This is a genomic window from Microbacterium sp. SLBN-154, from assembly GCF_006715565.1.
Lineage (GTDB): Bacteria > Actinomycetota > Actinomycetes > Actinomycetales > Microbacteriaceae > Microbacterium.
The window spans coordinates 2,909,443-2,935,507 of record NZ_VFNL01000001.1; the positions used below are offsets into that span (position 1 = coordinate 2,909,443).

23 protein-coding genes are annotated in these 26,065 nt (G+C 69.9%); 14 read left to right on the forward strand and 9 right to left on the reverse strand.

Annotation, left to right across the window (positions count from 1 at the left end; translation table 11 throughout):
- Positions 1-87: 87 nt before the first annotated feature.
- Positions 88-1,392, forward strand: coding sequence for an HNH endonuclease signature motif containing protein (locus FBY40_RS14095; RefSeq protein ID WP_160141404.1), 1,305 nt, complete (start codon positions 88-90; stop codon positions 1,390-1,392).
- Positions 1,393-1,432: 40 nt separating this feature from the next.
- Here the strand turns inward: FBY40_RS14095 and FBY40_RS14100 are convergent, their stop codons facing one another.
- Positions 1,433-2,005: an AAA family ATPase gene (locus FBY40_RS14100; protein ID WP_141939414.1), complete on the reverse strand. Its 573-nt coding sequence runs from the start codon at positions 2,003-2,005 to the stop codon at positions 1,433-1,435.
- Between the two features lie 31 nt (positions 2,006-2,036).
- Here FBY40_RS14100 and FBY40_RS14105 point away from each other — a divergent pair, with 31 nt between their 5' ends.
- Positions 2,037-2,402 (forward strand): DUF2834 domain-containing protein, encoded by a 366-nt coding sequence (locus tag FBY40_RS14105; RefSeq protein ID WP_141939415.1) that lies wholly within the window; start codon positions 2,037-2,039, stop codon positions 2,400-2,402.
- Here the strand turns inward: FBY40_RS14105 and FBY40_RS14110 are convergent.
- Positions 2,320-3,459, reverse strand: coding sequence for a LacI family DNA-binding transcriptional regulator (locus tag FBY40_RS14110; RefSeq protein ID WP_235014923.1), 1,140 nt, complete (start codon positions 3,457-3,459; stop codon positions 2,320-2,322). The two genes, FBY40_RS14105 and FBY40_RS14110, sit on opposite strands and share 83 nt — an antisense overlap.
- Positions 3,460-3,687: 228 nt before the next feature.
- On the opposite strand from FBY40_RS14110, the gene FBY40_RS14115 reads away from it, so the two are divergent.
- The 4 genes from FBY40_RS14115 to FBY40_RS14130 are packed head-to-tail and all read left to right on the forward strand — an operon-like array spanning position 3,688 to position 7,828.
- Entirely contained in the window at positions 3,688-5,052 is a 1,365-nt protein-coding gene (locus FBY40_RS14115) for an ABC transporter substrate-binding protein (RefSeq protein ID WP_141939416.1), read from the forward strand.
- A gap of 2 nt (positions 5,053-5,054) precedes the next feature.
- Positions 5,055-6,035 carry a carbohydrate ABC transporter permease gene (locus FBY40_RS14120; protein WP_141939417.1) on the forward strand — a complete coding sequence of 327 codons (981 nt, stop codon included), beginning with the start codon at positions 5,055-5,057 and terminating at the stop codon, positions 6,033-6,035.
- Positions 6,032-6,856, forward strand: a complete 825-nt coding sequence (locus tag FBY40_RS14125; protein ID WP_141939418.1) for a carbohydrate ABC transporter permease — start codon at positions 6,032-6,034, stop codon at positions 6,854-6,856. Before FBY40_RS14120 ends, FBY40_RS14125 begins: the two co-directional genes overlap by 4 nt.
- Before the next feature lie 33 nt (positions 6,857-6,889).
- On the forward strand, positions 6,890-7,828 hold the full coding sequence (locus tag FBY40_RS14130; protein WP_235014925.1) for an alpha/beta hydrolase: 939 nt from the start codon (positions 6,890-6,892) through the stop codon (positions 7,826-7,828).
- Between the two features lie 70 nt (positions 7,829-7,898).
- Here FBY40_RS14130 and FBY40_RS14135 read toward each other — a convergent pair whose 3' ends face one another.
- Positions 7,899-9,338, reverse strand: a complete 1,440-nt coding sequence (locus tag FBY40_RS14135) for a cryptochrome/photolyase family protein (RefSeq protein ID WP_141939420.1) — start codon at positions 9,336-9,338, stop codon at positions 7,899-7,901.
- Positions 9,339-9,410: 72 nt separating this feature from the next.
- Between FBY40_RS14135 and FBY40_RS14140 the strand changes: the two genes are divergently transcribed.
- Positions 9,411-10,670: an NAD(P)/FAD-dependent oxidoreductase gene (locus tag FBY40_RS14140; RefSeq protein ID WP_141939421.1), complete on the forward strand. Its 1,260-nt coding sequence runs from the start codon at positions 9,411-9,413 to the stop codon at positions 10,668-10,670.
- Between the two features lie 12 nt (positions 10,671-10,682).
- On the opposite strand, the gene FBY40_RS14145 is transcribed toward FBY40_RS14140, so the two are convergent.
- From FBY40_RS14145 to gnd, 3 genes are read right to left on the reverse strand one after another with little or no spacing between them, the layout of a single operon-like run.
- The gene (locus FBY40_RS14145) at positions 10,683-11,360 is read right to left on the reverse strand and encodes a DUF1345 domain-containing protein (protein WP_160141405.1); all 678 of its coding nucleotides are present in this window, start codon (positions 11,358-11,360) and stop codon (positions 10,683-10,685) included.
- 1 nt (position 11,361) lies between these two features.
- Positions 11,362-12,132, reverse strand: coding sequence for a hypothetical protein (locus FBY40_RS17350; protein WP_160141406.1), 771 nt, complete (start codon positions 12,130-12,132; stop codon positions 11,362-11,364).
- A gap of 12 nt (positions 12,133-12,144) precedes the next feature.
- Positions 12,145-13,197, reverse strand: coding sequence for a phosphogluconate dehydrogenase (NAD(+)-dependent, decarboxylating) (gene gnd, locus FBY40_RS14150; protein WP_141939423.1), 1,053 nt, complete (start codon positions 13,195-13,197; stop codon positions 12,145-12,147).
- A gap of 163 nt (positions 13,198-13,360) precedes the next feature.
- Here gnd and FBY40_RS14155 point away from each other — a divergent pair, with 163 nt between their 5' ends.
- Together FBY40_RS14155 and FBY40_RS14160 are read left to right on the forward strand one after the other, a co-directional pair.
- Positions 13,361-13,915 carry a Dps family protein gene (locus FBY40_RS14155; RefSeq protein WP_124293909.1) on the forward strand — a complete coding sequence of 185 codons (555 nt, stop codon included), beginning with the start codon at positions 13,361-13,363 and terminating at the stop codon, positions 13,913-13,915.
- A gap of 148 nt (positions 13,916-14,063) precedes the next feature.
- A complete protein-coding gene (locus FBY40_RS14160; protein WP_141939424.1) occupies positions 14,064-15,227 on the forward strand; it encodes a hypothetical protein in 1,164 nt (387 codons plus the stop codon).
- A 36-nt stretch (positions 15,228-15,263) separates the two neighbouring features.
- Here FBY40_RS14160 and fdhD read toward each other — a convergent pair whose 3' ends face one another.
- Both fdhD and moaA read right to left on the reverse strand, forming a co-directional pair.
- Positions 15,264-16,160 (reverse strand): formate dehydrogenase accessory sulfurtransferase FdhD, encoded by an 897-nt coding sequence (gene fdhD, locus FBY40_RS14165; protein WP_141939425.1) that lies wholly within the window; start codon positions 16,158-16,160, stop codon positions 15,264-15,266.
- Between the two features lies 1 nt (position 16,161).
- Complete coding sequence (gene moaA, locus FBY40_RS14170) at positions 16,162-17,238, reverse strand: GTP 3',8-cyclase MoaA (protein WP_141939426.1); 1,077 nt, start codon at positions 17,236-17,238, stop codon at positions 16,162-16,164.
- A gap of 382 nt (positions 17,239-17,620) precedes the next feature.
- Between moaA and FBY40_RS14175 the strand changes: the two genes are divergently transcribed.
- Positions 17,621-18,364 carry a hypothetical protein gene (locus tag FBY40_RS14175; protein WP_141939427.1) on the forward strand — a complete coding sequence of 248 codons (744 nt, stop codon included), beginning with the start codon at positions 17,621-17,623 and terminating at the stop codon, positions 18,362-18,364.
- Positions 18,365-18,554: 190 nt separating this feature from the next.
- Here the strand turns inward: FBY40_RS14175 and FBY40_RS14180 are convergent, their stop codons facing one another.
- Positions 18,555-20,060: an L-serine ammonia-lyase, iron-sulfur-dependent, subunit alpha gene (locus FBY40_RS14180; protein WP_141939428.1), complete on the reverse strand. Its 1,506-nt coding sequence runs from the start codon at positions 20,058-20,060 to the stop codon at positions 18,555-18,557.
- A gap of 135 nt (positions 20,061-20,195) precedes the next feature.
- Here FBY40_RS14180 and FBY40_RS14185 point away from each other — a divergent pair, with 135 nt between their 5' ends.
- The 4 genes from FBY40_RS14185 to cydC are packed head-to-tail and all read left to right on the forward strand — an operon-like array spanning position 20,196 to position 26,063.
- Entirely contained in the window at positions 20,196-21,614 is a 1,419-nt protein-coding gene (locus FBY40_RS14185; protein WP_141939429.1) for a cytochrome ubiquinol oxidase subunit I, read from the forward strand.
- A gap of 14 nt (positions 21,615-21,628) precedes the next feature.
- Complete coding sequence (gene cydB, locus FBY40_RS14190; RefSeq protein ID WP_141939430.1) at positions 21,629-22,663, forward strand: cytochrome d ubiquinol oxidase subunit II; 1,035 nt, start codon at positions 21,629-21,631, stop codon at positions 22,661-22,663.
- A 9-nt stretch (positions 22,664-22,672) separates the two neighbouring features.
- On the forward strand, positions 22,673-24,370 hold the full coding sequence (gene cydD, locus FBY40_RS14195; protein WP_141939431.1) for a thiol reductant ABC exporter subunit CydD: 1,698 nt from the start codon (positions 22,673-22,675) through the stop codon (positions 24,368-24,370).
- Complete coding sequence (cydC, locus tag FBY40_RS14200) at positions 24,357-26,063, forward strand: thiol reductant ABC exporter subunit CydC (protein WP_141939432.1); 1,707 nt, start codon at positions 24,357-24,359, stop codon at positions 26,061-26,063. The genes cydD and cydC overlap by 14 nt, the downstream gene beginning before the upstream one ends.
- The last annotated feature ends 2 nt before the right edge of the window (positions 26,064-26,065 follow it).

The following is a 26,065-nucleotide window of genomic DNA, read 5'->3' on the forward strand; positions in this document are numbered from 1 at the left end:
CTGCGATGATTCTGGTAGATCATCGAGACGGGGTTTCCAGTGGACGCGGACGAGAAGCGACGGCGGGCGGAGAATAGGCGCGCCGGGGTGCTCGCGGATGAGCTGGCGAAGCTGCGGCGGCGTCGGGCGGCGCTGGAGGCGAAGGAGACCCGGTTGCTCGCCGACGCATACGCGTTGACGCTCGAGCAGCGGTCGCGGGTGGGGTCGGTGTCGTCCAGGGAGCGGGACATGCCGTTGCGGTCGATGGCGCTGGAGCTGGGGATGGCGGTGCGGGTGAATGACCGGTCGATGCAGTCGCAGATGCATGACGCGCACGAACTGATCGAGCTGTTCCCGCAGACGATGGATGCCCTGGTCGAGGGGCGGGTCAGTCGGGCGCATGCGCAGGTGATCCAGGATGCGGGCCGGGTGATCGAGGATGCCGCCGACCGGGCGGCGTTCGAACGCATCGTGCTCGTCGAAGCGGAGCGGCAGACGGTGCCGCGGACGAAGAAGTACGCCATCCAACGTGCCGCGGTGTTGGACCCGAGGCCGTTGCAGGAACGACACCACACGGCGATGAAGGAAAGACGGGTGTGGGTCACCGACCTGGACGACACCCTGTCGACGTTGACGATCCTGGGCGGGAACGTCTACATCCACGGCGCCTTCAACCGGCTCACCGGGCAGGGCACCACGATCAAGGACGTCGACCGCGCGAAGCGGCGCGAGTACGCCGCGACGCAGGGTGAAGCGGGTGCGCCGGAGGAGGAAACGGCAGAGCCGTGGTTCGACGACCGCTCACTGGATGAGATACGCTGCGACCTCGCCCTGGACATGCTCCTCGCCGCGTCCCCGGTGATCGACCCCACCGACCAGACCACGGGCGGGCTCGGCGCCATCCGGGCCGAAGTGCAGATCACCATCCCGATCACCACCCTCACCGGCGTCACCGGGTCGGGAGCCGAGTTGAACGGAGTCACCCCGGTTGATCCGGAAACGGCCCGGCGGATGGCAGGGACGGCGAGGGTGTGGGACCGGGTGTTGACCGACCCCATCACCGGGGTCGTCACCGCCGTGGACAGGTACGTGCTCCATCCCTCCCAAACCCGGTTCCTCAACGCCCGCGACGTCACCTGCCGAACACCGGGATGCCGAAGGCCCGCGAAACTCTGCGACAAAGACCACTCCAGAGACTTCGCGTTAGGCGGACCAACGTCCAACGACAACCTCTGTAACGAGTGCGTGAGGCACCACACGTTGAAACACGCGACGAACTGGCACGTCGAACAACTCCCCGGCGGGGTGCTGAAATTCACCAGCCCTGGAGGGAAGAACTACGACAGCCACCCACCCTCACGGGTCGCGTTCGTCCCCACCGACGACGACGGACTCACCGTCGCCCCCTTCTGAATGAGCTGGAGCGGGTGAGCATGGTGGCGAGGGTGCGGGATCAAGAGAGTCGCGCACTGGCCCGCAGCGGTCCATCGACCCACTGATCGACCTCGTTCTGCGAACGCAGACGAATCACCGCCGGCGCCGTGTCATCGCGGGCCAGTCGGGGAATCCGCTCGTCGTACTTGCGCCTGGTGCTGATCGACCAGCGCACGATGTGCTCGGGGTCTGTGAAGAAGGTGTGGAGCGCAGGCTCGATGTTGCCGTTCCACAGTTCCTCGCGGCGGAGCCGCCGCCGAAGGGTCCGCCGCACGACCCGGGGGAACACGCAGCTCCAGTAGGGCAGGTCGAGCCAGACCAGGATGTCGGCACGCGCGGTGAGGAGAGGACGCGCGGTCGCGTACTGCCATTCGGTCACCCAGGACTCCCCCGCCACCAGCCGCCCGACATCGTCGAGGAACTCTGGCCGCTCGGTCCAACCGGCTCCGTGGAAGAGGGCGTCGATCTCGGTGTGCGGCGCACCGGTGACCTCTGCGATCCTCGCCGCGAGCGTCGTCTTCCCCGCCCCCGACACCCCTGCCACCGCGAACCGGCGCGGGCGGCGGGGCAGGGGATCGTCGAAGGCGAGCACCGCACGATGATACGGCGCTAGCCTTCGACCCATGACCCGCGCCCGCGACCCCTGGCCCCCACTCGCCATCGCCTTCCTCGTCCTGGCTCTCGCGGGACTCGTCGCCACCTTCGTCTTCAACGTCTGGGCTGTCGTGCAGATGCGCGACTTCATCGGCGACCTCGTCAGCAGCGGCCCCGCGGTCTCATCCATCACCGTCGACCTCTTGGTCGTCGCGATCGCCGCCTGCGTTGTGATCGTCGTCGAGGGGCGACGGCTCGGGATGAAGCGGTGGTGGCTTTACATCGTGCTGTCGGGCATCACGGCGATCGCCTTCACTTTTCCGCTGTTCCTCGCGATGCGCGAGCGGCGACTGGCCGCGCGGCGCGCGCCGGACGAGGCCGCTCCGACGGCGTGACGGCACCGGAGGGTGCGACGCCGCCGACCGGCGCGACGGAGCCGCGCGAGCGCAACGGCATCTCGATGCGTTCGACGGCGGCCACCGCGTCATCCTCTCCGTCGAGGAGGTACTGGACGGCACGACGCCCGAGCTCGTAGTGCGGAATCGCGAAGGTGGTCAAGCCCGGGTGCAACCACCCGGCCAGCTGATGGTCGTCGAAGGACACCAAGGAGAAATCGTCGGGAACCCGCATGCCCGCCTCCTGCAGCGCCTGATAGGCGCCGAAGGCCAGGCGGTCGTTGAAGGTGATGATCGCCTCGCCTCGAGCGCCGGACGCGACGAGGTCGGCGGTCGCCCTCCATCCGTCCTCGGGAAGCCAGACCTTGCACATCCGCCCGCTCACCGGCTCGATGCCGGCATCGGCGAGCGCGTCGAGGATGCCGGCAAGCCTCTCGCGACCCGCCACCGTCTGCGGTGCCACCTGGTCGCGATCCGGTCCGGCGCCCACAAGGTGGATCCGTGTGTGACCGGCCGCCAGCAGAAGCTCCGCCGCACGCCGTCCGGCATCGTACTCGTCGGGAATGATCGCGGTGACCGCACCCGCTTCGTCAGGCAGAGCGTTCAACAGCACGACTGATCGGCCACGCACCCCCTCGGGAATCGGCCGCTCCCTGGTGAACATCGAGGCGATGACGACCGCATCCACCTGTCGATCCAGCATCGTCTGGACCAGGCGCTCCTCTTCGGAGAGATCCCCCTCGGTCTCACCGATGAAGAGCAGATACCCCTCGCGATGCGCATGGTCGAGGGCGCCCTTGATCATGTCACCGGCGAGCTGCGAGGTCGCGATGGTGTCGGAAATGAAGCCGATGGTGCGGCTGGATCCGCGGCGAAGGTCGGCGGAGAGGATGTTGGGACGGTAGCCGAGTTCCGAGGCGACCTGGCGCACCCGCTGCTGCGACGCCTCCGAGATCCGAAGCTCTGTTCCGCGATCCGACAGCACCAGCGACGCCGTCGTCCGCGAGACACCGGCGGCGCGAGCCACATCGGCGAGGGTCACACGGCGTCGGGTCACGTCACTCGTCCTTCGTTCCAGGCCGATCCTAACGGGTGGGTAACAACACCCCACGGGTCGCGATCAACGGAGTTGACAGACACGCGGTCGCTGGCCATGATGATCCTTGCTAACACGATTTAGCAAGCCGCTGAATCGAGTTAGCTCAGAGTACCCGCAGCTCCTGCATTCCTCCTCGCCCATTCGATCGCAGCCTCGGAATCCCCATCCCAAGGAAGGGAGACATTGGTGTCTCAATCACACGGCAACCGGTCACGCCTCTACCTCGCCACCGGCCTGCTGGCAGCATCCGCTCTCGCCCTCGTCGCCTGCGCCCCTCCCGGCGGCGGCACGACCGACACCGGCGGGTCGGCCACCCCGACCCTGGACGGCGCTCCCACCTGCGGAGAGGAGGACGTCGTCCTGGACATGTACATCGAGACCGGCTTCCCCCTCCCCAAGGAGCTGGCCGACGAATTCACCAACCAGTACCCGAATGTCACCTTCGACATCCGCGAGGACCAGTTCGCCGTCATCACGCAGAACGCGCCCCGCGTGCTGCAGGACTCGCCGCCCGATCTCATGCGCCTTCCGCAGATGTCGGAACTGGCCTCCAGCGGACTCCTTCTGAACCTCGACCCGTACGCCGAGGCGTTCGGGTGGACTGAGTGGCCCGCCTCGCAGCTCGAGCAGCTGCGCGTCGACGAGGAGGGCCGTCGCGGCGACGGCCCGCTCTACGCGATGGGCCTGAACTTCTCGATGACCGGGGTGTTCTACAACAAGGAGCTCGCCGAGCAGATCGGGATGACCGAGCCTCCCGCGACCCTCGAGGAGTTCGACGGCTACCTCGCCGCCGCTCGCGACGCCGGGCTCACCCCGATCGCCCAGTTCAACGGTGGCGCGACCGGAGGCCTGCTGTTCCCGCTGCAGCTGCTGATGGCCTCCTACGGCGAGACCGCACCGATCAACGACTGGATCTTCCAGAAGGAGGGCGCGACGATCGACACCCCCGACAACCTCGAGGCCGCCGAGCACCTGCAGGGATGGATCGAGGAGGGCTTCTTCGCCGACGACGTGAATTCGATGGACTACTCGCAGATGATGAGCCGCTTCATCGGCGGCGAGAGCGTCTTCATCTTCAGCGGCGACTGGGAGTCGGGCAACCTCGACACCCAGATGCCCGACAACGCCGGCTTCTTCGTGATGCCGCCGCTGGAAGACGGCGGAACCCTCGGCGCCATGTCGGCGCCCCTCACCTACGGCATCTCCGCGAACGCCGAGAACCCCGACTGCGCCGCATTCTTCCTGGACTGGGTCGCCACGGATGAGACGGCGCGCACCATCACGGTCGAGGTCGGCGGATCCCACCCGATGGGGCCGGCCGATGCCTTCATGCCCGAGGTCGCAGAGGGCTCGGTCACCGCCGAGACCCTCGCCGCGGGCACCACGATCAACGACGCCGACGGCGCGATGGACTTCATCGCCAACGCCACCGGAGCGATCTACGCCCAGAGCTGGACGCCCAATGTCCAGCGACTGGTCGCCGGTGAGCAGGATGCAGCGGGCCTGCTGAGCTCGGTCCAGACCGATTACGAAGCCGAGGTCGGTCAGTAGGCATGAGCTCACGCTCCCAGGTCGCGGCGGCGGACATCTCCGCCGCCGCGACCCCTCCCCCACCGCCATCAATCCCGGATGACCGTGCGCTGACGCGCCGGCGGCGCCGGCGCCGTGTCGTCCGAGACCTCCGGACCTACCTGCTGGTGCTGCCGGCAGCGGCGTTCTACATCGCCTTCGTGCTGCGTCCGATCGCCCTGACCGCGCAGTACTCGCTGTACGACTGGGACGGCTTCACCACCGCGTCCTGGGCGGGCCTTGCCAACTACGGCGAGGTCTTCGGCAACCCGACGCTGCTGGGCGCCATCCTCAACTCCTTCGAGCTGATCATCTACTTCAGCATCATCCCGGTGATCCTCGGACTCTTCGCAGCGAACATCATCCGAGGGATCGCAACGAGCCGGCTCGCGACGGTCTCTCGCACGGTCCTTTTCCTCCCGCAGGTAATCCCGCTCGTGGCCGCGGGGATCATGTGGAGCTGGCAGCTCTCCTCGAGCGGCTTCGTCAACCAGCTCCTCAGCGCGATCGGCCTCGGCGGACTCACGCGCGCCTGGCTCGGAGACTTCAACACCGCCCTCCCGGCCGTCGGCCTCATCGGCGCCTGGGTGCAGCTCGGCCTGTGCACCGTGCTGCTGCTGGCCGGCATGACCAAGATCGACCCCGCCCTCTACGAGGCGGCTCGCATCGACGGGGCAGGTCCCGTCCGCGAGTTCTTCTCGATCACCCTGCCGAGCGTCCGCCAGGAACTCGCCGTCGCCATCACGGTGACTGTCATCTCGGCGCTCGCGAGCTTCGACATCATCTACATCTCCACCCAGGGCGGCCCGGGCAACAGCACGCTCGTCCCGGGCCTGCAGATCTACTACCTGGCCTTCTTCCAGCGTGACGTGGGCACAGCCTCCGCCCTCGCTGTCGTGCTGATGCTCCTCGTGCTCCTCGTAGTGCTGCCCCTGCAGCGCATCATCCGCGGGAGGGACGCATGATCACCCCGCTCCGCGACAAGATCCTCGGCCGCGCGCTGCTGTTCCTGCTCATGGCGATCACGATCATCCCGTTCGTGAGCCTGTTCGTCACGGCGTTGCATCCGCCCGGCACCTATCCCGCGGGGATCAGCTGGCCCGAGACCCCGCGGTGGGACAACTTCCTCACCGCCTTCCAGTCGGCCAACATGCTCGAGCTGCTGTGGTCGAGCGTCCTCATCGAGCTCGGCGTGGTTCCGATCGCGGTGCTGATCGCCACCCTCGCCGGCTTCGCGCTCGGCCACCTGCGACCCCGCGGCGGCAACGCGGTGTTCATCGTGTTCATCCTCGGGCTCACCCTGCCCTTCGAAGGCATCGTGGTGCCGCTCTACTACCAGATGCGCGACATCGGACTGCTGAACACACGGTGGGCGATCATCCTCCCCCTCATCGGCCTGTTCATGCCGTTCGCGATCATGTGGATGCGGGCCCACTTCGTGAACATGCCCCACGACCTCTCCGAGGCCGCCCGCGTCGACGGGGCGACGACCTGGCAGCTCTTCTGGAAGATCCATGTGCCGCTGTCGGCACCGGCGCTGTCGTCGCTGGCGATCCTGCTGTTCCTGTGGACCTGGAACCAGTTCCTCCTGGCCATCGTGCTCGTCGACGATCCCGCCAACCGGACCATGGCCGGCGCCCTGGGCGCCTTCCAAGGCCAGTGGGGAACAGACATCCCGCTCCTGTGCGCCGGGTCGCTGCTGATCCTCACTCCCACTCTGCTGATCTTTCTGATCTTCCAGCGCCACTTCGTCTCCGCCCTCCTCCAGGGCTCCCTGAAAGGCTGATCGATGCCGCCGATCCCGCCTTTCGATCCCGACGTGGCACACGCCCTGGCGACGAACCCGGACATCGTCACGACCCTCCGACCCGATGAGATCGAAGCCCTGCGCGCCCGGGGCATCGTTCCCCCGAGGGAGGAGATCACCCGAAGCGGTCGCCTCGCGCACTCCGAGCACGTGATCGAGGGTCCCGGCGGCGACCTCCGGGTCATCCTTCTCCTCCCGGCGGCGCGCACCGGTCCGGTGCCGGTACTGCTCTTCGCCCACGGCGGCGGGCTGGTGGTCGGCGGACCCTACGACGGACTGGCGCCCCTGGCGGCTCTTGCCGACGAGGCGGGTCTGGCCATCGCTTCGGTCGACTATCGCCTCGCCCCCGAGCACCGCTATCCCGCCGCCGTCGAAGACGTCTACGCCGCGCTCGCGTGGGTCGCGGGCCAGGCCTCCATGCTCGGCGTGGATCCCGACCGCGTCATCCTGTCGGGGATCAGCGCCGGGGGCGGCCTCGCCGCGGCGACCGCCCTGCTGGCCCGCGACCGCGGCGGGCCGGGTGTCTTCGCCCAGCTGCTCATCTGCCCCATGCTCGACGATCGCAACCAGACGGCCTCGGGTGCGCAGATGGCGGGCCGCGGCGCGTGGGACCGCGATGCGAACGAGACCGCCTGGAGCGCCTACCTCGGACCCGATCGCACCGAGGTGCCCATCTACGCCGCACCTGCGCGCGCCGAGGACCTGTCCGGGCTCCCGCCCGCCTTCATCGACGTGGGATCGGCAGAGACGTTCCGCGACGAGTGCGTGGCGTACGCCGACCGCATCTGGCAGAGCGGCGGAGACGCCGAGCTGCATGTCTGGCCCGGCGGGGCGCACGGCTTCGACGCTCTCGTGCCGGAGGCGCTGCTCAGCCGCGATGCCGCGCGAGCACGCGCGCACTGGCTCGCTCGTGTGCTCGCCAACGCTCGACGCACTCTCGCTGGCATCTGAACCTGCCCCCACCGGTCGTCCCCCCGGCCGGTGGGGGTACGGCCATCCCCGGCATCCGGCCGCTGACGGCTCAGTCTCCCCGGCGTCGGCGCATCTGCGCGAGCGGCATGTTCAATCGGGGGTTGCCGGCGAGCTTCGCCTCGTGCCGATCGAGGAAGGCCCAGTAGGCGCTGGTGAAGACGGAGTCTCGGGCCTCGCGATCGCTGCCCCACCACCGGCCCATCTTCTGCAGGTAGGCCCCACCCGAGACGTAGGGCTTCGTGGCCACGCCGCCGCCGTCGGCGTACTGGCTCATCCCCTGAACGTTGGGCACCATCACCCACTCGTACGCGTCGATGAAGAGCGCCGAATACCAGTCGAACACCGCCCGCGGATGATAGCCCTGCAGCAGGAACCAGTTGCCCAGGACCATGAGCCGCTCGATGTGGTGGGCGTAGCCCCAGCGATGGACCCGCTCGAGCACCACCCGCACCGGTGTCGGCAGATCGTCGGGGATGCCGGTGCCGGTGTACCACCAGTCCTCGAGCGGACGGGTGAGCTCGAAGTGATTGGCGTCGATGAGGGCCGGCTCGGCGCGGTAGGACCCCCGCATGTACTCCCGCCAGCCGATCACCTGACGCACGAACCCCTCGAGCGAGGCGATCGGTACCGCGTCACGGTGGGCCACGGCAGCGCGGACGACCTCTTCGGCGCGGAGCAGACCGACGTTGAGGAACGGGCTGATGACCGCGTGGAAGAGGAACGGCTCATCGGCGGCCATGGCGTCCTCGTAACGGCCGAAGAGCTCCAACCGCTCGGCGACGAACGACGCCAGCCACTCCCGAGCCCCCGGAGCGGTGACCGGCAACCAGAAATCCGCAGCGTCGCCCGGATGATCGGCGAACCGGTCGGCGACGAGGGCCATCACCTCTCGTGTGATCCCGTCATGTCGGGCCTCGGGAAGGGCGGGGATCGGGACCCCGCCCGAGGGAAGCGGATGACGGTTGTCGGCGTCGAAGTTCCAGGCACCTCCCGCGGGCTTCTCGCCGTCCATGAGGACGCCGGTACGCACGCGCTGCCATCGGTAGAAGTCCTCCATCTTAGCCCGCGGATGCCCGCCGAACCATTCGTCCAGATCATCGGCGGCCGTGAGGAAGAGGGCGTCCGGGTAGATGCGGGTCGCGACCCCCTCGTCATCGCAGACCCGTCGCAGGCGCTCGTCCACCCCGCGATCCGTCGCGCTCATCCACGCCAGCCCGTCGATCCCATGCTCGCGGATCAGTCGGCGAAGGCCCGTCGCGAAGCTCCACTCCTCCCCGACCCGGAGGTGTGCCACCCGGTGTCCGGCTTCCTCGGCGTGCACGGCGGCATGTCGGAGTCCGGAGAGGATGAGCACGAGCTTGTGGGCGTGGAACGGTCGACGGGTGAGGGCCGACTCGGCCTCGATGAAGAACAGGATGTCGATGTCGGGATCGTGAAGTGCCGGGTGATCCTCGAAGAGCTGGGTGGCGAGGATCAGCGCGGCCTTCATGCCGTCATCCTTCCACCGCCCGGGAGGGGCGGGGGTCGTCCGGGAAGGCTGCGGTCGTCGTAGGCTCAGCACATGTCCCGCACCGGCCGCGCCGCGCACGACGTTGCGGTGATCGGAGCGGGCCTGGCGGGTCTTCGCGCGGCGGACATCCTCGCCCGGGCGGGTCGCGACGTCGTGCTGCTCGAGGCGGCCGATGACGTCGGCGGCAGGGAGCGCACCGACATCGTCGACGGGTTCCTCCTCGACCGCGGCTTCCACGTCCTGAATCCGGCCTACCCCGCTCTCCCCCGCGCGGTCGACCTCGCGGCCCTGGACATCCAGGCCTTCCCCGTCGGCGTGCGCGTGCGCCGCGAGAGGCGCTCAGTGCGCCTCGGGCATCCCCTGCGGCATCCGGGCCTCCTCCCGGCGTCTGTGGCGAGCGGGCTCGCCCGACCCGCCGACCTCTGGGCGCTCGGCCGATGGATCATCCCGGCGCTGCTCGACCCGAAGGGCGTCATCTCCGGGCCCGACCGCAGTCTCGCCGAGGGATGGACGCGGGCGGGCCTCACCGGGCCGCTGCGCACGGAGGTGCTCGAACCGTTCCTCGCCGGCGTGGTCGCCGACGACACCGGCACCACCTCCGACGCCTTCGTCCGGCTGCTCGTGCGCATGTTCGCGCTCGGGCGACCGGGGCTGCCCGCCGGGGGCATCGCAGCCCTCCCCCGCCAGCTCGCTTCCCGAGCCGAGGCGGCGGGTGCCGACATCCGCCTCACCCACCGCGTCACCGCCCTGTGTCGCGGAACGAACGTCTGCGAGGTGGCGATCGCGGGAGCCGACACCGTGCGTGCCGGCCACGTCATCGTCGCGGTCGGGCCCGAGATGGTCGCGACGCTCACCGACCTGCCGGCACCGAAGACGAAGGGACTGCAGACCTGGTGGTTCGACGCCGAGCACGAGCCCGCGTTCGACGCCCTCCTGGCCGTCGACGGGCGGCGTCGGGGTCCGATCGTCAACACCGCGGTCCTCTCGCGCACGGCGCGCTCCTACGCCCCGCCCGGTCATCACCTCGTGCAGGCCACCTGCCTGCTCCCCGCCGACGGCGGGGGCGCTCCGGAGGCCGAGGTACGCCGTCAGCTCGCGGAGCTGTGGGGGAAGGATGCCGCGCAGTGGCGTCTCCTCCGCCGCGACGACGTGCGCCACGCCCTTCCCGCCCAGCCGGCTCCGCTCCGAACGAGGAGTGCGCCCTGGATCGCAGAGCGCATCCTGATCGCGGGCGACCACCGCGACACCGCCTCGATCCAGGGTGCGCTGGTCTCCGGAGCGCGCGTCGCGCGGGCGATGCTCTCGGCGTGAGCGCCCTCTGCCTCAGCGCCCGCCGGCCTCGGCGATGGCGCTCAGGGCTGTGACGATGATCAGGCCGTTGACGAAGTACCCGATGACGGAGTGGGTCATCACCCGCCACCGCATCTGACGGTCGTGCACCTCCACATCGGAGGCGGCGAAACTGACCGCGACCGTATACGAGAAGTAGGCGAACTCGAGGATGCCGGGGGTCGTCGTGCCGGGGAAACGCAGCGGGCGGTCGTTCTCGCGGTAGTACAGCTGCAAGTAGAGCTGCGCGTACCCCCAGTGCAGCAGGGTCCAGGCGAGCAGCATGGCCCAGATCCCGATGACGTCGAGCAGCGGGGTGATCGCGTCGCCGGGCTGGAGGAAGATGTGCTGGACGGTGGCCACGACGCCGACGGCGCTGGTGAAGATGGTCGCCGTCAGCGAGATCGTGCGCGGCACGATGCCGAGCTCCATAAGAAGCGGCGGCCCGTCACTCTCGGCTCGACGCCCCGCGACCCACAGCACCACCCAGATGCCCGCCGCGTAGGCGGTGCCCACGCCGCACCAGGCGAACAGGAGGACGGCGGAGGCCGCGTTGTCGGGGGCGAGGATGAAGCCGATCCCCAGCAGCACGAGCGTCAGCTGCAGCACCGAGCTGATGACGAGCCCCCACACCGCGGTGCGGCGCCGTGCGCCCGTGACGACGCCGCTCACCTCAGAACATCCACGGTTCGATGCCCTCCATGCCCTGGCCGCTCTCCCGGGGCGGATCGGCGATGATCGGCGGCGGCGTCCACCGCCGACGCAGTCGCCGCACGGCGGGGTTGCGCCAGACCCCCTGCGCCCCGCGCATCCCCGCGCGCAGTCGGACGAGCTCGGCGGCGCGAGGACCGGTGGGGATGTCACGGGGCAGCGAGGAGGCTGCGACGATCCAGTCGGGAAGCGAGAGCAGGCGCAGGATGACGCGCAGCCGCTCGGACTCGGAGACGCTGTCGCGCTCCAGCTCCTCATCGAGGATCTCCGTCAGCTTCTCGCCGGCCTCGGGGACCCCCGCGAGGGCCGCGAACTCCGGCGCTGCGGCGACACCCACCGGCTCGGTGCCGATGTCGTCGTCGGCGCCGGGTTCGGCCGACGGGTCGCTGTCGTACCGGCCGACCTCCTCCGCGCCCCGCCAGGCGACCAGCCCGAGCTGCCGGTCACGGCGCACCCGCACGGCCAGGACCGCGCACTCGAGCTTCGCGGCGACCAGCGCTGCGACCTCGACGATTCCGCGCCGCTCCGCCGCCACGACCCCCGCCCCTGGATCGCCGATCACGACCTGCGTCCCCGATGAAGCCGGCGCGATCCATCCGGTGAAGCGGATGACGCGGAGGATCCTCTCCAGAGCGGCCGCGTCCGCGGCATCCGTCATCAGCACCAGCGCACCGTAGGAGTAGCCGTCGGGTCCGCCGACCTCGCCGGGTGTGGAGATGGGCAGGTAGGCCATCGCGATATCCGATCAGGCGTCGGCCTTGCGGCTCCCCGCTTCGAGGACGTCGCCCGCGGGAAGCTCCTGGTGACCGCCGAACTGCAGGCGCATCGCCGAGAGCACCTGGTTGGCGAAGTGGTCTTCGCCCCGTGAGGCGAAACGCTCGAACAGCGAGGCGGCGAGCACGGGGGCGGGCACGCCGGTGTCGACGGCGGCCTTGACCGTCCAGCGCCCCTCACCCGAGTCGGACACCCGGCCGGCGAGACCGTCCAGCGTGGGGTTGTCCTGCAGGGCGGCCGCGGTGAGATCGAGCAGCCACGAGGAGATGACCGACCCGCGGCGCCAGAGCTCCGCGACCTTGGGGGTGTCGATGGTGAACTGGTAGAACTCCGGCTCCTCCAGCGGCGCCACCTCGGCGGAGTGCTCCGCCTGATGTATGCCGGCATCGGCATGCTCGAGGATGTTGAGGCCCTCGGCGAGCGCGGCCATGATCCCGTATTCGATGCCGTTGTGCACCATCTTCACGAAGTGGCCGGCACCCGACGGACCGCAGTGGAGGTAGCCGAGCTCCTCCGGCGCGAAATCGCCTTCGCGGCCTGGGGTCCGTTCGATCTCGCCTCGACCGGGAGCGATCGTCGCCAGCACCGGCTCGATGCGGGTGAAGGCCTCGTCCGGGCCTCCGACCATCAGGCAGTAGCCGCGGTCGAGGCCGAAGACACCACCGCTCGTGCCGACGTCGACGTAGTGGATGCCCTTCGGCTTCAGCGCGGCGGCCCGACGGACGTCGTCGCGATAGTTGGAGTTGCCGCCGTCGATGATGATGTCGCCCGGTTCGAGCACCTGGGCGAGCTGGTCGACGACCCCGCCGGTGAGACCTGCCGGGATCATCAACCACACCACGCGCGGGGTCTCGAGCTTGCCCGCGAGATCGGCCAAGGTCGCAGCGCCCGTCGCGCCTTCCGCGGCGAGGGTGGACACGGCGTCCTGATTGACGTCGTAGACGACGCAGTCGTGACCGTCGCGCATCAACCGTCGGACGATGTTCGCACCCATCCGCCCCAGTCCCACCATCGCCAGTTGCATATGTCCTCGCTCCGCTTCGCGCACCGGACGGTCCGGCCCCTGCTCGCAGTCTAGGGACGCGTTGCGACGAGCGGCTATCACTGCTGTCGACCCGGTGCAAGCTCTCCCTCCGAATTCGTCGCTCGCCTATCGTCGATTCCACCCCGACCGATAGGAGCGTTCCGTGGCCACCACGTCCGACAAAGCCTCTTCCGCCACCCGCAACAAGCGGCGGCCGTCGCGCGGCGCCGAACTCACCGATGAGCAGAATGCCGAGAAGGGCTTCCAGGCATCCGAGACCCTGAGCAACAGCCTGCAGCGTGTTCTGGTCGACCTGATCGAACTCTCCCTGCAGGGCAAGCAGGCCCACTGGAACGTCGTCGGGACGAACTTCCGTGACACCCACCTTCAGCTCGACGAGATCATCGACGCAGCCCGCGAATTCGCCGATGACATCGCCGAGCGGATGCGGGCGCTCCACGCCCTGCCTGACGGCCGCAGCGACACCGTCGCCGAGACGACCACCCTGCCGGAGTTCCCGCAGGGCGAGATCGCCACGACCGAGGTGATCGACCTGATGACCGAACGTCTCGACGCCGTCGCCGGCACCGTCCGTGAGGTGCACGACCCCGTCGATGATGAAGACCCCACGAGCGCCGACATCCTGCACGGGGTTCTCGAGCGCGTGGAACAGCTGTCGTGGATGGTGAGCGCGGAGAACCGCAAGCCCCGGCGCTGACAGCGAAAGACGAGAGCGGATGCCGTGGGGGCGGCATCCGCTCTCGTCATGTCCGGGGGCGGTCGCGCCGGAGTTTGGGCCGTGTCCGCCGACCTCGCTACTGTGTAGCGGCGGCGCTGACGCGGATCCGTCGCATGGAGAGGAAGCCATGTCCGACCAGAACCCTTCTCCCGGAGACGGGCAGCAGCCCGCCGATCCTCCGCCCGCGGGCTCCTACGCACCTCCGGCCGGCCACTACGCGCCACCGCCGGGCCAGCAGTACGCCCCTCCTGCGGGGCAGTACGCCCCGCCCGTAGGGCAGTACGCGCCTCCGGCGGGGCAGTATCCCGCGCCGCCCTCCTATCCGGGTGCCCCGCTGCCGCCGTATGCCCAACCCGGCGTGGCCTACCCGGGGTCGCCGTCCTCACCCGGCGGACCCGATCCGCGTCCCAAGGTCCTCGCGATCATCGCACTGGCCGCGGCGATCGTCGGTCTCCTCATCGCCTTCATCCCCTTCCTCGGGTGGCTTTCCGCACCGGTCCTCCTGGCCGCGCTGGTGATGGCCATCATCGGCCTGGCGGTGAAGTCGCAGGGCGGGAAGGGCTTCAGCATCTCCGCGCTGATCATCTCGGTGCTCGGCGGCATCACGGCGATCGTGGTGACGATCGTGGCGACGCTGTTCACGACGATCTCGACCATCGAGACCATCGACGACGGCATGTCCGACCCGTTCGCTCCCGGCGGTGGGGAACCGGTCACCTCGGCCGAACCGATCCAGGTCGTGGAGACGGCCTTCGGCCAGGACACCCTGGATCCCGAACTGTGGTGGTACGTCGTGATCGTCGACAACCCGAACCCCGACGCGGTCTTCGAGTTCGGGGAGATCACCACCGAGGCGGTCGACGCCTCCGGCACGATCCTCGACAGCTCCACCGACTACATCACGATGCTTCCCGGTCAGGTCGCCGTGTCCGGATCGTTCTTCGAGGTCGGCGCGAACGAGGTCGCCGCGATCGAGGTCATCGGTCCCGACCCCGCCGACGCGGTGTCCGAGCCCTCGACCGGGGCCGGCACGTTCTCGGTCGGTGAACTGTCGGCGACCGGTGACGACTACGTCACCGAGGTCTCGGGCACCGTCACCGGGGAGTTCCCGGTGGATCAGGAGTTCGTGGGGGTCACCGTCGTGGCCCGCGATCCGGGCGGAGCGATCATCGGTGGCACGTCGACCTACATCGAGCGCCTGCCCGCCGACGGCGGCAGCGCCCGCTTCGAGGCGATCTTCTTCACCCCGCTGCCGGCCGACACCGTGTACGAGGCCTATCCGTTCCTCTGATGAGCCGGCGTGAACCGGTCTTCCCGGCGACCGGTTTCAGGCGGCGAGGAGGATCCTGTCGGGGTGCGTGTAGATGTTCATCGACGCGCCCCGCAGGAAACCCACGAGCGTGAGACCCGAATCCTCAGCGAGTTCGACGGCGAGCGACGACGGCGCCGAGACCGCCGCGAGGACCGGGATGCCGGCCATCACAGCCTTCTGCACGAGCTCGAAGCTCGCCCGCCCCGACACCTGCAGCACCGTGCCCGCGAGCGGAAGCCGGTCGTTCAGCACCGCCCACCCGACCACCTTGTCCACCGCATTGTGGCGCCCGACGTCCTCGCGCACGACGAGCGCCTCGCCGGTGGCGGCGTCGAAGAGCGCGGCAGCGTGCAGCCCGCCGGTCTTGTCGAAGACATCCTGCTGGCGCCGGAGCTCGTCGGGGAAGCCGGAGAGCATCGCCGCCGGCACCCTCGCCTGGTCGAGCGCGATGTCGTAGCTCGACACCGTGCGGACGGCATCGATCGACGCCTTACCGCACAGCCCGCAGCTGCTCGTCGTGTAGAAGTTCCGGGCGAGATCCGGGTCCAGCGGCGGGACGTCAGAGGCCAGCGAGACATCGAGCACGTTGTACGTGTTGCCGTCAGCCGATGATCCCGCGAACGCTCCGATGCCGCCGAGCATCCCTCCCGTCCCCGGGCCCCCGCAGTGGATGGCCGAACGGAACTGGTCCCCGCGGGAGATCACCCCCTCCGACACCAGGAAGCCCGAGGCGAGCTCGACGTCGTGCCCGGGGGTGCGCATGGTGACGGCGAGCGACGTGCCGCGCACCCGGATCTCGAGGGGCTCCTCCACGGCGAGCGCGTCGGGACGCCGCCGCGCCGCATCCGTTCCCCCTTCGCCGCCACCGATGGTGACGCGTGTGACGGGTCGGCGCGCGGTGATGCGTCCCATCTCAGCCGCCGATCGCGTTCATCCCGCGCGCAGGCTGGAGGAACGACGGATCGTTGATGGCGTGTCCGGGGAGCTTTCCGTGGACGCAGGAGCGGAGCATCCGGTCGATCGCGTCATCGCCTGCAGCGGGCCCGCGCAGGACGGGCAGCAGGTCGTACTCGGTGGTGGAGAAGAGGCAGTTGCGCAGCTGCCCGTCTGCAGTGAGGCGGAGCCGGTCGCAGGCGCCGCAGAACGGCGCGGTCACCGAGGCGATCACGCCGACCGAGGCCGGACCGCCGTCGAGGAGGAAACGCTCCGCCGGCGCGCCCCCGCGACCGGGCACCGCGGTGAGATGCCAGCGTTCCGAGAGCGCGGCGAGGATCTCGTCGCGTGTGACCATGCGCTGCCGGTCCCAGGTATGGCCGGCATCGAGGGGCATCTGCTCGATGAAGCGCAGCTGCGCGTCGTGGGTGAGCGCGAAGTCGACCAGGTCGACCAGCTCGTCGTCGTTGACGTCGCGCATGGCGACGGCGTTGATCTTGAGGGGGCGGAGTCCTGACGCCGCGGCGGCGTCGATCCCGTCGAGGACGTCGGCGAGCCGGTCGCGGCGGGTGAGGTCGCGGAAGCGGTCGCGGCGGAGTGTGTCGAGCGAGATGTTCACCCGCGAAAGGCCGGCGTCGATGAGGTCGGGAAGCGCAGCACGCAGCCCGATGCCGTTGGTCGTCATCGCGATCTGCACCGGTCCGTCGGGTCCGCGCAGGGCCGCGAGCCGCGCGACGATCTCGGGGAGGTCGCGACGCAGCAGCGGCTCGCCACCGGTCAGGCGGAAGGTCGAGACCCCGTCGGCGGCGGCGATGCGGGCGACGCGCTCGATCTCGTCGAGGGTCAGGATGCTGGTGCGCGCGAGCCACTCGTTGCCCTGCTCGGGCATGCAGTACGTGCAGCGGAGGGAGCAGCGGTCGGTCAGCGAGACGCGCAGGTCGCGGTGCACCCGGCCATGGGTGTCGACGAGCGGATCGCCGATCGTGCCGGGATCCTCGACCGGATCCGCGCTCGGGCGCGATCGCGCGGGTGAGATCGTCACCGGAATGGCCACCATCTCAGCTGCCCCCTCGCCGCGCAGTCATCCTTCGAGCGTAGTCCTGCCCCGGTCGGGTGTCGCTTCCTCCCCAGATGGGGAGCGCCGCGGGTTCTCCACCGGTGGCAGTGGCCCTCGGCCGACGGTGTGGAGGTTCGGGCACGGTGAGGGGGTGGTTTTCACTCCAGGCCCGCTACCTGCCGACGTGCCGACATCGTTCACCTGCCGCGGGGCGCTCGCAGCAGGTGCGAGTCGCAGTCGCCTCCGGGCACGAGATTTGGATCGACCTTTCCATGGCGTGCGCTCTCTACGGCCGCCGCCAACCGATCTCGACGGCCCGCTTGCCACTGACCGTGCCGGCAGAGAGAGGGTCACGCGCCTCGCGGAAGCGTATGCGCTCATCATGCAGCCCACTGCCTTCTTCGCGGGGACGACAGCGGCTGTGCTGTTCGGCGCACCGCTCGCACACGGTTCCGACCTGTCGGTCGGCGTGCTCGCGCCGCATCGCGCTCCGCGGGGACGCGGAGTGAAGGGGGTGAAAGTGCCGCCCCATCTGGTTTCGGTTGTCCGGCACCTCGAGTTGCCGATGTCGAGCCCGGCGTCGACCTGGGCGATGCTGGGGCGTGAGCTGAGCGTCCGACAGCTGGTCATCGTCGGCGATGCCTTCGTCAGGATCCCCCGGGACGCCTCGGGATCACCTCAACCTCACCGGCGACTGGCGAGCATCGCGCAACTCCACCGTGCTATCGACGCGGGGCGCCGTTTCGGGATCGCATCACTGCGGGAGGCGGCAGGGCTTATCCGAGTCGGCAGCTCCTCGCCGCTGGAAACGGAGTTCCGACTCGATATGGAGTCCGCACGCCTTCCGCAACCCGAACTCGACGTCGAGATCCGCGACGACCGTGGCCGGCTGGTGGGCATCACCGAGCTGGTTCTCCGTGCGTTCAGAGTAGTCGTCGAGGTCGAGGGGGATCACCATCGCACAGACCGCCGGCAATGGCATCGCGACATCGAGAAGTATGCGGCCTACGCTGCCCTCGGATGGGAGGTGGTCCGGGTGACATCGCACCACGTCCGGGACGGGAGCGGGGTCCAGCGTCTGCGCGAAGTGCTCCTGCGCCGGGGTTGGCGAGCAGGAGACGCCTGACGCGATCGGACCGCCAGGCTTGGGTGACGCAAATGGCGACCTTCGCCGAGTCAACCTCACCATTCGCGTCACCTCAGCAATGGAGCGCGACGCAAAGGTGACGCAAATGGCGACCTTCGCCGCGTAACCTCACCATTCGCGTCACCTGAGCAGTCGAGCCCGATCGGCGAGGAGCGGCGCGACGCGCGGATCAGCACTCGATGACGTTGACCGCGAGGCCCCCCTCGCTGGTCTCCTTGTACTTGTGCGACATGTCGATGCCGGTCTGGCGCATGGTCTCGACCACGGCGTCGAGCGAGACGAAGTGCGACCCGTCGCCGCGCAGCGCCAGGCGCGCCGCGGTCACGGCGGTCGACGCCGCGATGGCGTTGCGCTCGATGCACGGAATCTGCACGAGCCCGCCCACGGGGTCGCACGTCAGCCCCAGGTGGTGCTCCATCGCGATCTCGGCGGCGTTCTCGATCTGCCGCGTCGTGCCGCCCATGACCGCCGTCAGGCCGCCCGCGGCCATCGCGCACGCCGAACCCACCTCGGCCTGGCACCCGCCCTCGGCCCCCGAAATCGACGCGTTGGCCTTGAACAGCGACCCGAGCGCGGTCGCCGTCAGCAGGAACCGCCGGATGCCGCGGCGCCGGTTCGCCTCGGCTACGAAGGCGGGGTCCTCCGCAGACACTCCCCCGCCGACAGCCCCGGCCCCCTCCGCACCGAACCCGAGGAGGGCGCTTCCGACGAGCTCTCCCCACGGGGTGACGGCGTTGCCCACACCCAGACCCGAATCCGACAGGAATCGCCACCAGTACATCGCCACCGCCGGAAGGATCCCCGCGGCACCGTTGGTCGGCGCGGTGACCACGCGACCACCGGCGGCGTTCTCCTCATTCACCGCGAGCGCGAACGCGCCGAGCCACTCCCCGGGCAGTTCGCGGTGCCCCGAGGACTCCGCCTCCTCGAGCTGCGCACGGATGGCCGCCGCGCGACGCTTGACCCCCAGTATCCCGGGAAGCACCCCGTCGGTGTGAAGACCCGCCGCAACGCTCCCCGCCATCGCATCCCAGATGGCATCCAGGCCCGCAGCGATCTCATCCGGCGAGCGCAGCGCCTCTTCATTGCGCCGAGCGAGCTCGGCGATCGTGATGCCGTGATCGTCGCAGAGGCTGATGAGCTCCGCCGCGCTCGCGAACGCGAAGGGGAAGGCGGCTGCCGCCACCTGGTCGTCGGCCCCCTCGCGCCGGATGAATCCGCCGCCGATCGAGAGGTAGGTCTCCGACAGCAGCGGAGCCTCACCCGATGACCCCCACGCCTCGAGGGTCAGCGCATTGGGGTGGCCCGGCAACCGGGTCCGCGGAGCGAACACGATGTCGTCCTTCGAGAACGCGATCGGATGGGTCCCGGCGACCGCGAGCAGCCCGCCGGCCGGCCACTGCGTCCATGCCGCCCGCACGACGTCTGGATCCACGGTCTCGGGCTCGAATCCCTGGAGCCCCGCGACCACCGCGTCGGGTGTCCCATGGCCGAGCCCCGTCGCCCCGAGCGACCCGAACAGCGTGCAGGAGATACGGATGACGCGATCGAGCGTTCCGCCATCGCGCAGCCGTCGAGCGAAGTCACCGGCGGCCCGCATCGGACCGACCGTGTGGGAGCTCGAGGGTCCTACACCGATGGAGAACAGCTCGAACGCCGAGATGTAGGCGCTCACCCGTCTACCGTACGCCGCCCGTCTCGCTCGACATCGAGACACATCCGCTCGACGTCGAGACAGTCCTTTCTTCTGTGGTCAGACCACAGCGTACGCTCGGTCGCGAAGGCCTCAACCGGAGATCGGAGAGCTGACGTGGACCTCCTCGACCCGCTGCTGCTGGCGCGGTGGCAATTCGGGCTCACCACCCTGTACCACTACCTCTTCGTCCCGTTGACCCTCGGGCTCGTGCTCGTCGTGGCGATCTTCCAGACCGCATGGCATCGCACCGGGAACGTGAAGTGGCTGCACCTCACGCGCCTTTTCGGCAAGATCTTCCTCATCAACTTCGCCATGGGCGTGGTGACGGGGATCGTGCAGGAGTTCCAGTTCGGCATGAACTGGTCGGCCTACTCACGGTTCGTCGGCGACGTCTTCGGCGCCCCGCTCGCCTTCGAGGGCCTCATGGCCTTCTTCTTCGAGGCGACGTTCATCGGACTGTGGATCTTCGGGTGGGATCGGCTACCGCGGCTGCTGCACCTGGCCTCGATCTGGATGGTCGTGCTCGGCTCGACCCTGTCGGCCTACTTCATCCTCGCGGCGAACGCGTTCATGCAGAACCCGGTCGGCTATCAGCTCGCCGCCGACGGCGGCCGCGCCGAGCTGATCGACATCGGCGCCGTGCTGACCAACCCCGTCGTGCTCGCGGCCTTCCCGCACACGATCTTCGCCGCCTGGATGTTCGCCGGCACGGTCGTCGTCGCCGTCTCGGCCTGGCACCTCTCTCGCGGCCAGCACCTCGACACGATGCGCTCATCCCTGCGCTTCGGTCTGTGGTTCGTCATCGCCTCGTTCATCGGCGTCGCCGTCAGCGGCGACCAGCTGAGCCTGGTCATGGTGGCGACTCAGCCGATGAAGATGGCCGCCGCCGAAGCGATGTGGGACACCGCCTGCGGGGCGGATGCGTCGTTCTCGATCTTCTCGATCGGCACCCCCGACGGCACCGAGGAGATCTGGTCGCTGCGCGTGCCCTACCTCCTCTCACTGCTGTCCACCCACAGCCTCGACGGGTGCGTCGAGGGCCTGAACGACCTGCAGGCGCTGTACACCGAGCAGTTCGGCGCGGGCGTCGACTACCGCCCCATCGTGTGGGTGACGTACTGGTCGTTCCGGTGGATGATCGCCCTCGGCGGCCTCGCCGCCCTCGTCGCCGTGGCGGGGCTGTGGGTCACCCGCAAGAAGGCGACCCGTCCCGTGGCGACGTGGATGTGGAAGGTCGCGATCTGGTCGGCTCCGCTCCCGCTCCTCGGGAGCCTCGTGGGCTGGGTGTTCACCGAGATGGGCCGGCAGCCCTGGATCGTCTTCGGGCTGATGCTCACCGAAGACGGGGTCTCGCCGAATGTCCCGGGATGGACGGTGCTGATCTCCCTCATCGCCTTCACGCTGATCTACGCCACTCTCGCCGTCGTGGAGTTCGGACTCATCCTCCGCGCCGCGCAGAAGGGACCCGAGACGACCCTTCCCACCGGTGACGACGAGGACGCGGAACTGGCGACCCGGACGACGGTCTACTAGGCGAAAGGCGCATCATGGATCTTCCCTCCCTGTGGTTCTGGATCGTCGGTTTCCTCTTCCTCGGTTACTTCGTGCTCGACGGGTTCGATTTCGGCGTCGGGATGTCGCTGCCGTTCCTCGGCCGCGACGAGACCTCGCGCCGCCAGATCATCAACACCATCGGGCCGGTGTGGGACCTCAACGAGACCTGGGTCATCGTCGCCGGCGCCTGCCTGTTCGCCGCCTTCCCCGAGTGGTACGCGACCCTGTTCAGCGGCTTCTACCTGCCGCTGCTGCTGATCCTTCTGGCCCTCATCGTGCGCGGAGTGTCGTTCGAGTACCGCCACCAGCGCGATGACCTCCGCTGGAAGCGGCGCTTCGACCTCATGATCGTCGTCGGTTCGGCGGTCCCGGCGTTCCTCTGGGGCGTCGCGGTGGCGAACATCGTCCGCGGCGTGCCGATCGACCAGGACTTCGAATTCACCGGAACCCTGCTCGACCTGCTGAACCCCTACGCGCTCCTCGGTGGGGCGACGACCCTGCTGCTCTTCTTCACCCACGGGGTGACCTTCGTGGCGCTGAAGACCGACGGGCCGGTGCACGTCGGCGCGCGCCGGCTCGCCGTGGGCGCCGGGATCGTGACCCTCGCGGTCGCCGCAGTGTTCCTCACCTGGACCCTGGCCGACGCCTGGAGCGGGGGCGCCCCCGCCTTCCCCGCCGCCCTGATCGCCGCCGGCGTGGCCGCCGTATGCGTGCTCGGCGGCGTGATCGCGAGCGCCCGAGACCGCGAGGGCCGCGCCTTCGCGTTCGGGGTGGGCGCCGTCGCGGGCGCCGTGCTCACGCTGTGGTTCTCACTGTTCCCGAACGTGATGCCCTCGTCCACCGACCCCGCGTTCAGCCTGACGATCCAGAACGCCTCGAGCACCGATTACACCCTCACGATCATGTCGTGGGCGGCGCTGATCTTCCTCCCGCTCGTCCTGGCGTACCAGGGCTGGACCTACTGGGTGTTCCGCAAGCGCGTCACGCGCCGCCACATCGAGACCGCGGGCGCCGCGGCCGCCCACTGAGATCCGCTCATGGCTCGCCCCGTCGACCCTCGGCTTCTCCGCTACGCCGCGTCATCCCGGCCGTTCTTCGCCCTCCTCGTCCTCATCGGATTCGCCCAGGCGGCGGTGGTCGTCGCCTTCGCCTGGCTGCTCACGCAGGCGATCGTGGGCGCGATCGACGGGATGCCGCCGGCCGAGCTCGCCGGGATCCTCACCGCCCTGGCGGCCGTCGTCGCCCTGCGCGCCGCGCTCGCCTGGGTGCGGGAGGCGGCGGCGGCGCGGGCCGCCGCACGCGCGCAGTCAGAACTGCGCACAGCCGTCCTCGCCGCCATCGATCGCCTCGGCCCCGGCTGGCTGGCCGGCCGCAACACCGCACGGCTGGCGGTCACCGCCGGCCGTGGGCTCGAGGCGATGGAGGCCTACTTTGGCCGCTACCTGCCGCAGCTGGTCCTCACCGCCGTGGCCACGCCGCTGCTCGTGGCGGTGATGTGGTGGCAGGACTGGATCTCGGCCCTGACCGTCGCACTGACCCTCCCCCTCATCCCGCTGTTCATGGTGCTCATCGGCCTTGCGACCCGTTCGGTGCAGAAGCGGCAGTGGGACACGCTCGGCCGGCTGGCCGCCCGCTTCGCCGACACCGTCCGGGGCCTGGGCACCCTGAAGCTCTACCAGCGCCAGGACCGCGCGGTCGCCTCGATCGGCGAGACCACCGGCCGGTACCGCCGCGAGACGCTGACGTTGTTGCGGGTGTCGTTCCTGTCGGGTTTCGCTCTGGAGTTCCTCGCCAGCATCGCCGTGGCGATCGTCGCGGTCTCGATCGGCTTCCGCCTGCTCGACGGTGCGCTGCCCCTCGCCGTGGGCCTGTTCGTCCTCCTCCTCGCCCCCGAGGCGTACCTGCCGCTGCGTCAGGTGGGCGTGCAGTTCCATGCGGCGGCCGAAGGCGTCGCCGCGACCGAGGAGGTCTTCGACGTGCTCGACGCCGCCCAGGACGGGGCTCCGGCGGGCGGTGATCGGCAGCTCCGATCGGATGCCGCGGGGCAGGGTGAAGGCGCAGGGGAAGAGGGTCTCGTCGTCGACGGCCTGCGGGTACGCCGCGGCGACGTCCTCCTCGCCCCTATCGACCTCACCGCGCTCCCCGGGACCGTCACCCTCCTCACCGGCCCGAGCGGAGCAGGCAAGAGCAGTCTGTTCGCGGCGCTCCGCGGAGCTGCCGCCGCCGAGGGCACGGCGACCTGGCAGGGACGGGATGTGCGGGCGCTCTCTCCCGCGGACTGGCTGGCGTGGGCGGGTCAGGACGCGGGTCTTCTCCACGGCAGCGTCGCGGACAACGTCGCTCTCGGCGATTCCGACCCGGATGAGGCTCTGGTGCGTCGCGCGCTGCACCTCGCGTGCGCGGACGGGGTCTCACCCGACACCGGTCTGGGCGTGCGCGGAGCCGGTCTGTCGGGGGGTCAGGCCCAGCGCGTCGCCGTGGCGCGGGCGTTCTATCGCCTGCTCCGCGACCCGGCCGGTTGCGGTGCCCGCCTCCTCGCGCTCGACGAACCGAGCGCCGCCATCGACTCCGACACCGAGGAGCGCCTCTGGCGCTCGGTCCGCACCCTCGCCGACGAGGGGGCGGCGGTACTGCTCATCTCCCACCGTGCCAGCGCGCGCCGGATCGCCGACCGCATCACTTCGATGACCGCTGAGACGCTCCCCGTCGCGGAGGCCCCTCATGTCGCAGCCTGAATCCCGGCCGACCGCCCGTTCGCTCCTGCGCGGCGCGATGCCGCCGGCGCCGCGGTGGGTGCCGACGATCCTGACCGGGCTCGTCGCCGAGGCATCAGCGGTCGCGCTGTTGGCGGTCAGCGCATGGCTCATCGTGCGCGCGTCCGAGCAGCCGCCAGTGCTGTACCTCTCGCTCGCGGTCGTCGGCGTGCGCTTCTTCGCCCTCTCCCGGGCCGGCGCCCGCTATCTCGAGCGCCTGTTCGGACACGACGCCGCGCTCGGCCAGCTCGTGCGCACCCGCACCGACCTCGTCCGCCGCCTCGTTCCCCTCGCGCCCGACGGCCTCGGCCGGACGCGGAGCGGCTCGGTGCTCGGCGCTCTCGTCGACGATGTCGACGAGCTGCAGGATCTTCCCCTCCGAGTCATCCAGCCCCTCGCCTCCTCGGCGCTCGTCGCGGCGCTGTCGGTGATCCTCGTCGGGCTGGTGTGGTGGCCTGCTGCCCTCACCCTGCTCGCCTGCCTCGTGCTGGCCGCCGTCACCGCCGCGGTGTGGGGCTGGGCTGCCGGGTCGCGCGCCGAGCGCGCTGTAGCCCCCCTGCGGGCGCGGGTCACGGAGGCCCTGATGGATCACCTCTCCGCCCTCGACGTCCTTGACGCCTTCGGTGCGGCCGAGACCAGTCGCGCTCGGATCGACGCTGCTGATCGCGCCCTCCGCCGCGCCGTCGTTCTTCGCGCCGGGGCTCAAGCCGCGACGACCGCGGTCGTGTCGGTCGCGGCCGGCGTCGCATCGATCGCCGCCGTGCTCGTCAGCGCGCCCGCCGTGGCCGCGGGGGCGCTGTCCGGTCCCGGGCTCGCCGTCGTCGTCCTCGTGCCGATGGCGGTCTTCGAGGTCTTCACCGTCGTGCCGCTGGCGGCGGCAGCGTGGCGGCGCGTTCACGCAGCGGCGACCCGCATCGCCGACGCGGTGCCGAACGCCCTTCCGACCGAGCTCGTGTCCGATCAGACGGGGCCACCCACCGGAATGGGCCCGTCTCTGGGCGAGGGACTGTCTCTGCGCGGAGTGACGGCGAGGTGGCCGGGCAGCGCCCATGCCGTGCTGCGCGATGTCGACCTCGATGTCGCGCCCGGCGAGCGCGTGCTGGTGTCGGGCGCGAGCGGGGCGGGAAAGACCACGCTCGCGCACGTGCTGGTGCGCTTCCTCGACGCCGGCGGCGACTACACGATCGGCGGCGTTCCGGTCACCGCACTCTCGTCCGACGACGTCCGCCGCACGATCGGTCTCGTCGAGCAGCATCCGATGCTCTTCGACGACGACATCCGCCAGAACCTGCTGTTCGCACGGCCCACCGCGAGCGACGCGCAACTGGAGCGGGCCCTCGAACGGGTGGGGCTGTGGGACTGGGTCCGTCAGCGCGGGGGGCTCGACGCGCGTGTCGGCGAGCGCGGCGCCTGGGTCTCGGGGGGTCAGGCCCAGCGACTCGCCCTCGCCCGAGCGCTCCTCCGCGGCTTCCCCGTCCTCATCCTCGATGAACCCACCGCCGGCGTCGATCCCGCCGCCGCTGATGAGCTCCTTCGCGATCTCCTCTCGGCTGCGGGGTCCGAGCAGGCCGTGATCGTCATCTCGCACGCCGACGTCCCGGCGGGCGCGGTGGACCGGGTGGTGCGCCTCGAGGCCGGCCGCGTCGTCCGCGAGGCGGCCGCGACGACACCGTAGGC